Here is an 11360-nt window from a genome sequence, read left to right on the forward strand (position 1 = left end):
GGAAGGTGTTGCAAAATGAACTTCCTTTTTAAGTCAATCGACCATTACCAATTAGCATCTCCTAATACCGAGGACCAATCAAGGAAGTTTTTCACTGAGATACTAATGTTCCGGGAAGTGAAAAAGCCTCTGTCATTAAGTTCCAATGGCGGGTTATGGTTCGAATCGGGATCGATTAAGATTCATGTCGGAACGGAGGATCATTTCATTACGCAAAAAAAGCTCATCCAGCACTTGAAGTTGAAAAACTCAACGAATTTAAACAACATTTAATGACTTAGTATATTTCTTTTACAGTAGATGGAGGTTGCCCGGTGCGAACCGTATATATTTAACCGATCCCTTCGGCTGGATCGAAATATTGGAATGTAAGTAATAAAAAGCGGGTCCATTTATCTCGGACCCGCTTTTGTAGTATATTTATTTTTGTTTCTTCTTCCAGATTCCCAATATTAAAGCAGTAATGAGGGCTCCTATTAAAATCGCCAGCAAATAGCGGAAAGGATGGTTGACTAGGGGGATGACGAATATACCCCCATGCGGCGCTGGCAATGTTACTCTAAAAGCCATTGACAGCGCTCCTGCCGTCGCTGACCCAATAACACTGCTGACAATAACCCGCAATGGATCCGCCGCCGCAAAAGGAATGGCTCCCTCTGTAATGAACGAAGCACCCATGAAGTAATTAGTGAAGCCGGATTTCCTTTCCGTTTCACTGAATTTACTTTTAAAGAATGTAGTTGCAAGTGCGATTCCAAGAGGAGGAACCATTCCACCAGCCATAACTGCAGCATGCGGTCCGAAACTTGATGCTTCAATGGCTGCAATCCCAAAAGTGAATGCCGCTTTATTTAAGGGGCCTCCCATATCCACAGCCATCATGCCCCCAAGAATCAAGCCGAGGAATATTGCGTTCGTGCCGGATAAGYCCTGCAGCCAATTAGTCAGGCCCGTGTTAATTGCTGTTACTGGTTCATTTACGAGAAATATCATGATAAACCCTGTAATTAACATTCCGAATACAGGATAGAGTAAAACCGGTTTAATGCCATCAAGTGTTTGCGGTAACTTGGAAAACAATTTTCTTAATAGTAAGACGACATAACCTGCAAGGAAACCGGCGATCAGTCCGCCAAGAAAACCGGCATTAGCCTGTGCTGCCAATAATCCACCTACCATACCAGGGGCAAAACCTGGACGGTCGGCTATACTTGAAGCAATGAATCCAGCGAGTACTGRGATAAGCAAGAAGAAGGCACCATTTCCCCCGCCAATATCACTTAGTGCTTTGGCAATGGGATTATAATCCGGATTTGCCGGATCGGCTGCCTCAATTCCAAAAAAGAAAGAAAGCGCAATCAAGATTCCGCCCCCGACGACAAATGGAAGCATATTACTTACACCATTCATTAAGTGCTTGTAAATCCCCAATCCTCCTTTAGCTGAATCACCTTCATCACTTTTACCATTTCCAGTTCCTTTGTAAACAGGTGCATCCTGATTCATGGCTCTGGTTAACAGTTCCTCGGTCTTCCGGATCCCCTGGGCAACTGGGACAATAATGACATGTTTTCCATTAAAACGCTCCATTTCAACCTGCTTATCAGCCGCAACGATAATGGCATCCGCCTCTTCAATTTCTGCGGCGGTTAAACCATTTTTAATACCTGTTGAACCATTTGTTTCCACTTTGAAGTCAATTCCCATTTCCTTCGCTTTCGCCTTTAACGCATCGGCAGCCATATAAGTATGGGCAATTCCTGTTGGACAGGCTGTAACGGCAAGGATTTTAACTCCTTTATCGTTACCGCTGGCGCCATTACTCAATTGCTTTTCTTCACTTTCTTCTTCATAAGCTTCCATTTCTTTTTGATTGATTATCTCCAACACTTCCTCACCAGAAGAAGCAGAAATCAATCGGGCCCTGAATTTATCATCCATCAGTAACGAAGAAAGCCTGGAAAGAGTTTCCAAGTGATCTGCATTCGCTCCTTCACTGGCAGCAATCATAAAGAACAAATGGGCCGGCTGTCCATCAAGCGATTCATAATCCACACCACTGACCGATTTGCCGAAACAGATGGCAGGTATCTTTACAGCATTTGTTTTTGCATGCGGTATGGCTATCCCCTCACCAATCCCGGTTGTGCTTTGTTCTTCACGTTTTAAGATGGCAGCTTTGAAACCATCCACATCATTTAACCTCTCTGCCTCGGCTAACTTTCCTGATAGTTCATCAATGACTTCTTGCTTTGTAACACTTTGCAGATTGATTATGATTGTATCCAATTTTAACAAGTCTGTAATTTTCATAGAGTCAGCCTCCTGTTAGTTGATTGATAGCAATTTGCGGTAATAACTCTTCAATTTTATCCAATGTACCGAGATCGGATGAAAAGGCTGTAGCACTTCCTGCCGCAAGACTGAAGCGGAAAGCAGATAAAATATCCCCTGTCCTTTCATATGTCCCGATGAAACCTGCGACCATGGAATCACCGGCACCCACTGAGTTGATGACGTTCCCTTTTGGAACATTTGCGGAATATGATTCTCCACCCGAGCAAAGCACGGCACCCTGTCCCGCCATTGAGACAATAACGTTTTGTGCTCCTGCTTCAACCAATTTAGCGCCATATTCCCTAGCATCATCAATGTTACTTATTTCGGTGGAAAAAAGCTCACCCAGTTCATGATGATTGGGCTTTATTAAAAATGGCCGGTGTGGAAGGACATTCAGTAATTCCTTGCCACTCGTATCCACCACCACTTTAATGCCATTATGGGTACAAGACCTTGCCATGGCTTCGTATACATCCGAAGGAACGCTTGGAGGGATGCTTCCTGACAAAATGAGGATATCATTATTGTTCAACTGTTCAATCTGACTAAATAATTGTTGATAATTCCCTTTTGAAATGACTGGCCCTTGGCTATTTATTTCGGTCTCAAGCCCTGTTTTCAATTTAATGTTAATTCTTGTATCTCCAGCTATTTCTGTAAAGTCCGTGAAAATCTCTTCCTGTCTTAAAAACCTTTTTACAAATTCACCTGTTTGTCCACCGATGAATCCTAACGCTGTTGTACTATTTCCCAGCCTTTTTAGCACACGGGAAACATTGATCCCTTTCCCTCCAGGGAATTTTGCATCATAACTGGTACGATTCACCTTGCCCATTTGAAAGCTCTCCACTTCGACCAGGTAATCGATGGATGGATTAAGTGTCACTGTATAAATCATTAAATGGTCACGACCTTTACCTTTGGATTTTTTTGAAGGTGAGCAACAGCCTCTTCATCATTGCTGTCAGTAAGGATAATGGCATCGCTTACATCTGCCACCTTGGCGAAAGTAGCTTCATTAAGTTTTGAACTGTCAGCAAGCACGTAGGTCTCGTTAGAGAGACGTAATGCCATCTTCTTCAGCAGGGCTTCCTCAGGGTCTGGTGTTGTGAAACCCAATTCTTGATGGATGCCGTTCATTCCCAAGAAACATTTATCAAAACGGTATTCATTCAAAAACTGTACAGCATTACTTCCTATAATTGCATTTGTCGAAAACTTTATCATTCCGCCAACTAACACTGTTTTGATTTCCAATTCGATGAGTTTTGGAATATGCATAAGACCATTTGTCAGCACCGTTATATTTTTATCTTTTAAATAAGGAATCATTTCGGCAGTTGTCGTGCCTGCATCAAGATATATACAATCATTTTTCTCTATGAATGAAGCCGCCAGCTTTGCTATAAGTTGTTTTTCAGCTCTTGCTTTGTATTGCTTTTCCATAGTTGTTGGCTCAAGGCCTTTTCTTTGCAGTAAAGAGGCCCCGCCATGCACGCGTTTCAAGAGCTTCATTTCTTCGAGTTGCACTAAATCTCTCCGAATGGTCGACTCCGAGGCTTGTAACTGATCTACAAGCTCCTGCAGCTTTACCGTTCCTTGTTCTTTAAGGATCGATAAGATGAACTGGTGCCTTTCAGTTGTCAACAATTCGCCCACCTCACTTTAATATCATCATCATATATGAAAATGAAAGAATAATCAATCATAAACGTTTAAAAATAATCAAATTCATCCAAAAATACATTCAAAAACATTCATTTTTATTAGAGATGAACTTTCTTGAATTTCATTATCTTTTTTTCTATGAAAATATCCTTTCTTGTTCAACAAAAAAACCCCCATGTCAAGATGACAGGGGGGTAGTATTATTTTATTAGCCTTGAAGTAAAAGTTGTTCTGGATCTTCAAGCATATCTTTGATGGCCACCAAGAAACCAACAGCTTCTTTTCCGTCTACGATACGGTGATCATAAGATAATGCAAGGTACATCATTGGTCTGTTTTCGATTTGGTCTCCAACAGCGATTGGACGAGTCTTGATTGTATGCATGCCCAAAATCCCAACTTGAGGGGCATTCAATATTGGTGTTGATAATAGGGAACCGAAAGTCCCTCCGTTAGTGATGGTAAAAGTACCACCTGATAAATCTGAAAGTCCCAGTTTGTTGTTACGCGCTTTAACAGCTAAATCCGAAATGTTCTTCTCGATTTCAGCAAAGCTTTTGCGGTCAGCATCCCTTACAACCGGAACGACAAGACCTTCATCAGTGGATACTGCTACACCGATATCATAAAAGTTCTTTTTCAGGATATGGTCGCCTTGGATTTCAGCATTCAATAACGGATATTTTTTCAATGAGCCAATGACCGCTTTAGTGAAGAATGACATGAAACCAAGTTTAACATCATTTGTTTTCACGAAAGAATCCTTATGGCGGTTACGCAATTCCATGACTGCAGAAAGATCGACTTCGTTAAAAGTTGTAAGCATGGCTGCTTCTGATTGTACTTGAACTAGACGTTTGGCAATGGTTTGACGACGGCGTGTCATTTTAACCACTTCAATGCGGTCATCATTCACTTCAACAGGAGCTGCTGCTTGTTTAGCTGCAGGAGCTTGTTTTGGAGCTGCCGCAGGAGCTGCCGGAGCTGCAGGTGCATTACTTGCTGCTTCTACGTCTTGTACACGTACACGACCTAGTGGATCTGCTACAGGCACCTGAGTCAAGTCAATTCCTTTTTCACGAGCCAATTTCCTTGCAGCTGGTGATGCAATAACTTGTTGAGTGGATGATGATTCTTTCGCTTCTGCTTTAGGAGCCTCTTTAGCAGGAGCCGCTTGTTCAGCCTTAACTGGTTCTGCTTTAGCTTCTTCAACCTTAGGAGCTTCCGCTTTTGGAGCTGCTGCAGCTGATCCATTTTCATCAACGATGGCGATAGCCTGTCCGACTTGGACAGTATCGCCTTCTTCTGCTAAATGTTCAGAAAGTGTACCAGTATAATCTGAAATGATTTCAACGTTCACTTTATCCGTTTCAAGTTCAAGGACATATTCTCCTTTTTCAACGTGATCACCGGGTTGTTTTAACCATTGCGCAATAGATCCTTCAGAAATTGATTCTGCTAATTCAGGTACTTTTACTTCAGCCATTTTATTTCTCCCCCTCATTATTGCGTGTAATTGCTTGAGTCATAATCCGTTGTTGTTCATTTTTATGGACAAGTGGATCTCCCTCAGCCGGGCTTGATCTGCGCTTCCTTCCTATATATGTTACTGAAAGATTGCCAGGAGCCGCTGCATTTAGGCGAGGTTCAACAAATGTCCAAGCACCCATGTTTTTAGGTTCTTCTTGAGCCCAGAAGATTTCTTTAAGATTTGTATATTTTTTCAGGGCTTCTTGAACTCCAGTGAATGGGAATGGATAAATTTCTTCGATACTGATGATTTGCAACCAATCCGTATTTTTTTCAGTTGCCGCTTTTTCACGAAGTTCAACCGCCAATTTACCTGTTGCAAAAACAATGCGTTCAACCGATTTAGGTTTTTTGCCCAAAGTTTTGGTTTCTACGAATGATTCAAACGCGCCTTCACTGAATTCTTCTGTTGTAGAAGCCATCACCTGATTACGAAGCATACTCTTCGGCGTCATGATGACAAGCGGACGTACTTGTTCTTGATCCAAAATCTTAGCTTGTCTTCTAAGGATATGGAAGTATTGAGCTGCCGAACTTAAGTTAGCAACTGTCCAGTTGTTTTCAGCTGCTAATTGAAGGAAGCGTTCCAGTCGTGCACTTGAGTGCTCTGGCCCTTGTCCTTCATAACCGTGTGGAAGCAGCATGACAAGACCTGATTTTTGACCCCATTTTGCACGGCCAGCAGCGATGAATTGGTCAAAGATCACTTGTGCTGTATTAGCGAAGTCACCGAATTGGCCTTCCCATAATACAAGTGTCTCAGGTGCAAAAACATTATAACCATATTCATAAGCCAGAACTGCCGTTTCCGTAAGCGGGCTGTTATGAACAGCGAATGAAGCTTTGGCAGTTTCAAGTGTGTGAAGTGGTGAATATGTTTTTCCATTAACACTATCATGTAACATGATATTACGTTGTGCGAATGTTCCACGCTCTGAATCTTGTCCTGTCAAACGGATTGGCGTGCCGTCACTTAAAATCGATGCAAAAGCCAATGTCTCGGCATGTGCCCAATCGATTTTTCCGTCAGGACCAAAGGAATCCAAGCGACGTGATAAGATCTTTCCTAATTTTTTATTAGGGGTGAATCCTTCCGGCCATTTAACAAGCTCTTCGTTAATTGTAACAAGTTCTTGTTTCGGAACTGCCGTTTCAATGGCTGGAAGTCCCTTTTCAATAATCCCAGGAGGATTACACTCTTTGGAAGCTTCCGGTTTATTTCCGGAAATTTTCGCATATGCATCTGCAAGCCTTGTATCCACTTGCTCAGCAATCGCTTTAACTTCAGCTTCAGTGAACTCGCCGGATTCAATAAGTTTTTTCCCATAAAGCTCTTTTACGGTTGGATGCTTATGGATTAATGCATACATTTCAGGTTGAGTCACCAATGGCTCATCCATTTCGTTATGGCCGAAACGTCTGTAACCGATCAGGTCGATCAAGAAATCCTTGTTGTATTTTTCACGATATAGGTTAGCAAGGTTCACAGCAGCCATACATGCTTCTGGATCATCAGCATTTACATGCACGATCGGAACTTCGAAGCCTTTTGCCAAATCACTAGCATATAAGGTTGAACGTGAATCTTCACTTTCCGTTGTAAAACCGATCATGTTATTGGCGATGATATGGATTGCGCCGCCAACTTGATAACCGCGTAAACGGCTTAAGTTAAACGTTTCAGGTACAATTCCTTCACCTGGGAATGCAGCATCACCATGAATCAGGATTGCAAGAGATTTGGAAATGTCTTGCACAGGGAATCCTTTTTCTGTACGGTCTTCTTGAGCCGCACGAGAATACCCTTCCACGATTGGACCGACTACTTCCAAGTGACTTGGGTTATTGGCAAGTGTAATCCTTGCTTTTTGTATATTAGCTTTAGTAATCTGTTTATCCAGACCTAAATGGTATTTAACATCACCTGTCCATCCATTGTTAATGCCTGTCGAACCCTCGGAAGGAACCAAATCTTTATTCGGTGAATGTTGGAATTCAGAGAAAATGACCTCATAAGGCTTTCCTAATACATGTGCAAGCACATTCAAACGTCCACGGTGAGCCATGGCAATATTCACATTACCCGTTCCGTTTTGGACAGTTTGTGAAATCATTTCATCTAAAATCGGAACCATAGCATCCAGTCCTTCAATTGAGAAACGTTTTTGCCCTACATATGTGCGGTGAAGGAATTTCTCGAAACCTTCTACTTCATTCAATCGTTTAAGTAATAGTTCTTTTTTCTCTTTTCCCACTTCCGGGAACATGCTTCCAGATTCGACCATATCAGTAAGCCATTGCTTTTCATCCAAGTCATTAACATGATGAAATTCAAAGGCTATCGTTTTTGTATAGAGTTGTTTTAGGTATTGTACGGCTTCGTATCCGTCTTTCACGTCTTCAGGTGATTCCGGACAAATAAAGTCAGCAGGTATTTTCCTTAAATCATCTGCAGTCAAGCCATATTTTTCAAAGTGAATTTGTTCAGTGTCCAGAGCTTCTTCTTTTAAAGGATAAATATTTGCAGCAAGATGCCCGTATGCACGGATATTTTCAGCTAACTTCACTGCAGACATAATTTTCTCCATTGGAAGAACTTCTCCAGTTTGTACAGTTGATGCACTTACAGTCGTTGTTTCTGCCGATACATCGAATGAAGGAGGACCTGCTACTTCAAAAAAGTTTTTCAGTTCCGGATCCACTTCTTCCGGGTTGGCTAGAAATAAATCGTATTGCTCCATGACATACCCAAGGTTTGGACCCGAAAAAGCTTTCCAGTGGTCTAATACCTTAGAATCATTGATGGTCATTTTGTAAACCCCCAAATTTTTCTCATAATTTTTTTCATTCCGTTTTATCCATCCCCAAATTTCTTTCTTCTAATTTTCCCCAAATATAGGATATATATAAGATATATAATAAATAACTTTGGTTATTGAATAATAAAATTTTAAAGGATAAAACGTTTTCAGATGTTATATTAACATGTTTTTGTCGAAATATCCAAAGGTTAAACCACTTTATACAACCTTTTTTCAACTATATTTCTGCTTAATTCGTCAAAAATCGCTTTTAACTGTCTTTTTTGCTCATTTAAGTCTTTTTTTCGCTAAAAAAAGATTTTTGTATTTTTGTATAATGATTATTTTTCAGGTAAATTTAACTAGTTTGAAAGCCCTTTCAGCTCACTCAAACTTCCAAGCTGTTAAACTTAGATTGCCATATTGAAAGCTTCTGTGCAGAAGAGCCGCTTTTTTATTGTCATCCCCTGAGCCCATTGCAATGACCAATGGAATGAAATGCTCTTTGGAAGGCACAGCCTCTGTACTGTAAGGGGCGATATTTTCATAATTGAACAAAGATTGCAAATCCCATTTCATGATTTTTTCTTCGACCCAGTTCTCAAACTCGATTGCCCATCCCTCTGCAACATGCATATCTTCCTGAATATGTGTGAAATTATGGACAATTCCACCGCTTCCTATGATCAGGACATTATTTTCCTTTAATTCCCTCAATGCTTTCCCAATTTCATACTGCTTGTCCAATGGCAGCGAAGGACTAATGGACATAGATACGGTCGGGATATCAGCTTCTGGGTACATGATATGCAAAAGCCCCCATGCTCCATGATCCAGGGGGCGCCTTTCATCAAGTTCCCCCAATACATCTATCCTGGACAATAAGGTTAAAATTCGATCTGACAGCTCCAGGCATCCCCTCGCAGGATATGTTATCTGAAATATTTCTTCAGGAAATCCAGCAAAATCGTAAATGACTTCATGCTTCCCCACTGCAGAAATCATTTGATCTTCATTTTCCCAATGTGCTGACAAAATAACGATGGCAGCAGGTTTCTTCATAGTTTGCATATATTCCTTCAAAAAAAGAGTATAGCTATTCTTTTCCAAAGCTAATAGCGGTGTTCCATGTGATAAAAACAATGATGGCATCATAGAGACGATAAATCCTTTCGCATTGTAATCTCAATATCCTATACCTTAATTTACTATAGTTAAACAATGTGTTCATCAATTAAATTGCATTTTCGGCGTAGTCTCATCAATAGTATCAAAGGTATATCCTTCTTTTTTAAGGAATTCAATTATATCGGGCAACGCTTTCACTGTATTTTTCATACTATTGATATCATGCAATAAGATATTAACATGCTTTTGATTTTTCGTCCCTTTTTGTACAGCAGAAATAATTTGTTGTTCACTTATTGACGGACTGAAGCCATCTGTAGAGTCAATGGACCAATCAAAATAAATATACCCTTTTTCCTTTAGTTGTTGAAGGATTCCATTGATGATTAGTTTTGTTGACGCCTGATGCCGCAGCCGATTATTCGAGCCGCCAGGAAGGCGCACAATACGGCTTTTTATCCCATACTCCTCTTGCAGCATGGTTTCAAGCCTATTCAAATCTTGAAAGAAACTCTCAGTCGACCGATAAACGATGGAATAATCATGTGTATAAGAATGAAGGGCGATCGAATGACCGCGGGATATCATTTCCTGATAACAACTCTTTGCGTATGGTTCTTCGTTACCTTTAACAAAAAATGTGGCCTTAACATGATAGCGGTCCAAAATATTCAATATCTCCATGGTATTCAAGGATGGTCCGTCATCGAAGGTCAAATAGGCGATTTTCTGATTCGCCTTACTTTTTAGCAACGGTGTCATCTCTTCGGGAATAACTGCATGTACTTGAATGTTTTGCACATCCACATCAGACAAAATAATAATGAGAGAACTCGCCATGACAAGAATTAATTTTAGCATCTTCTTCATAGGTGCTGCATCCCCTTCCTTTTGACCATTAAGGTGTACCAGTTAAGGGGTTTCATGCGCAATAAGGCAGCGGTAAAAAATACCGCTGCCTTTATTAAATGAAGTTATCGATCGACATTAAAGTAACGAGCTTCAGGATGTGCAAAAACAATGGCTGAAACGGAAGCCTCTGGTTCCATCATGCATCCTTCAGTCAATTCCACGCCAATATCTTGAGGTTGCAACAGGCGGAATAGCTTCTCCTGGTCTTCCAGATTAGGACAAGCAGGATAGCCAAATGAAAACCTTTGCCCGGTGTACTTAGCTGCAAACCGCTCTTTCATGGACATATCAATCGGATCGCTTATACCTAAATCATCCCGCATTAATTGATGAATTCTTTCCGCGAACCCTTCAGCTGTTTCAAGAGCAAGTGATTGAAGGGCGTGATTTTTCAAGAAATCACCTTCAAGTTTCAGTTTTTCTGCCCATTTTCTGATTCCTTTTCCGGCAGTGACCAGGAAGAAACCAACATAATCCATTTGCCCGGAGGAAATCGTTTTTGCGAAGTCCGCTAAACAAAGATGCGGATTAGTATCTTGCCGGGGGAATTCAAAAGTTTCCAAAACCTCTTGATGATTGTCCGGGTTGTATATAAATAGCTTATCTCCTTCGCTTTGAGCAGGGAAAAATTGATAAACTGCATTCAAACCATAATCCGGTTCCGTCTTTAGGAATTCGATCAATTCGTCAACGAGATCATTGAGCTGCACTGCTTTTTCATTCCCTTGCTTAAGCAATTCGGTAACTTTGCCTTTTAACCCCAAATGATGACCAATCAGCATTTGCCTATTTATATATGGCTGGACGACATCCAATGGATAGTTTTTCAGGACGTGTCGTTTGATGTCACGCGGTGTTTGAACAGGAACATCGCTTAAAGGAGCCGCTGTGGACTGCTTACGAACAGGTTTTTCCAATGTGGCAGCAATGGCGGCATTCGCTTTCGATCTTTCTCGTTTCTCGACCAACTCTTCCAAGTAC

The 11360-nt window shown here is 41.1% G+C and carries 9 protein-coding genes; 1 reads left to right on the forward strand and 8 read right to left on the reverse strand.

Annotated elements, in window-relative coordinates; all coding sequences use genetic code 11:
- The coding region (locus tag AC1DVB_RS22185) for a VOC family protein (RefSeq protein ID WP_477590984.1) at window positions 1-273 on the forward strand (273 nt) is incomplete at its 5' end.
- Between the two features lie 147 nt (window positions 274-420).
- Here AC1DVB_RS22185 and AC1DVB_RS22190 read toward each other — a convergent pair.
- The 8 genes from AC1DVB_RS22190 to AC1DVB_RS22225 all read right to left on the reverse strand — a co-directional run.
- A complete protein-coding gene (locus tag AC1DVB_RS22190; protein WP_477590986.1) occupies window positions 421-2313 on the reverse strand; it encodes a PTS fructose transporter subunit IIABC in 1893 nt (630 codons plus the stop codon).
- Window positions 2314-2317: 4 nt separating this feature from the next.
- Window positions 2318-3238, reverse strand: a complete 921-nt coding sequence (gene pfkB / locus AC1DVB_RS22195) for a 1-phosphofructokinase (RefSeq protein ID WP_057277371.1) — start codon at window positions 3236-3238, stop codon at window positions 2318-2320.
- Window positions 3238-3990 carry a DeoR/GlpR family DNA-binding transcription regulator gene (locus tag AC1DVB_RS22200; RefSeq protein ID WP_057277370.1) on the reverse strand — a complete coding sequence of 251 codons (753 nt, stop codon included), beginning with the start codon at window positions 3988-3990 and terminating at the stop codon, window positions 3238-3240. Before AC1DVB_RS22200 ends, pfkB begins: the two co-directional genes overlap by 1 nt.
- 226 nt (window positions 3991-4216) lie before the next feature.
- On the reverse strand, window positions 4217-5494 hold the full coding sequence (gene odhB, locus AC1DVB_RS22205) for a 2-oxoglutarate dehydrogenase complex dihydrolipoyllysine-residue succinyltransferase (protein ID WP_477590988.1): 1278 nt from the start codon (window positions 5492-5494) through the stop codon (window positions 4217-4219).
- Between the two features lies 1 nt (window position 5495).
- Window positions 5496-8348 (reverse strand): 2-oxoglutarate dehydrogenase E1 component, encoded by a 2853-nt coding sequence (locus tag AC1DVB_RS22210; protein WP_057277367.1) that lies wholly within the window; start codon window positions 8346-8348, stop codon window positions 5496-5498.
- A 375-nt stretch (window positions 8349-8723) separates the two neighbouring features.
- Window positions 8724-9494, reverse strand: a complete 771-nt coding sequence (locus tag AC1DVB_RS22215) for a dioxygenase family protein (RefSeq protein ID WP_034307426.1) — start codon at window positions 9492-9494, stop codon at window positions 8724-8726.
- 75 nt (window positions 9495-9569) lie between these two features.
- Window positions 9570-10337 (reverse strand): polysaccharide deacetylase family protein, encoded by a 768-nt coding sequence (locus AC1DVB_RS22220; RefSeq protein ID WP_377332523.1) that lies wholly within the window; start codon window positions 10335-10337, stop codon window positions 9570-9572.
- 104 nt (window positions 10338-10441) lie between these two features.
- Window positions 10442-11360 (reverse strand): vitamin B12 dependent-methionine synthase activation domain-containing protein (locus AC1DVB_RS22225; protein ID WP_477590991.1); only part of this gene is annotated, 919 nt, incomplete at its 5' end.

It is taken from the genome of Peribacillus sp. P4_D6 (genome assembly GCF_056401795.1).